Raw genomic sequence first — 352 nt, forward strand, 5'->3', positions numbered from 1 at the left:
GAATGGGGATCAACGCCAACGCCGGGATCACCGCCATATCCTGGAACAGCAGCACCGAGAAACCGAGCTGCCCCCCTTCGTTGCGGTTCATGCCCTTTTCGCGCATCAGCTGCAGCGCCATGGCGGTGGAAGACATCGCCAGGCCGATACCGCCGATCACCGCCGCCTGCCAGGCGAAGTGCGTCAGGTACAGCAACGCGCCCAGCACCGCCGCGGTGAGCAACACCTGGCCGGCGCCGGCGCCGAAAATCGAGCGCCTCAGTTCCCACAGCTTGCTGGGGTTCAGCTCCAGACCGATGATGAACATCAGGAACACCACGCCCAGCTCGGAGAAGTGCAGGATCTCGTCAAC

General features: G+C 63.9%; 1 protein-coding gene. It reads right to left on the minus strand.

The window, feature by feature from the left end:
- The coding region (locus KQX66_RS39070; protein WP_216798442.1) for a cation:proton antiporter domain-containing protein at positions 1-352 on the minus strand (352 nt) is incomplete at both ends.

The organism is Paenibacillus oleatilyticus (assembly GCF_018998565.1).
Taxonomy (GTDB): Bacteria; Bacillota; Bacilli; order Paenibacillales; family NBRC-103111; genus Paenibacillus_G; species Paenibacillus_G oleatilyticus.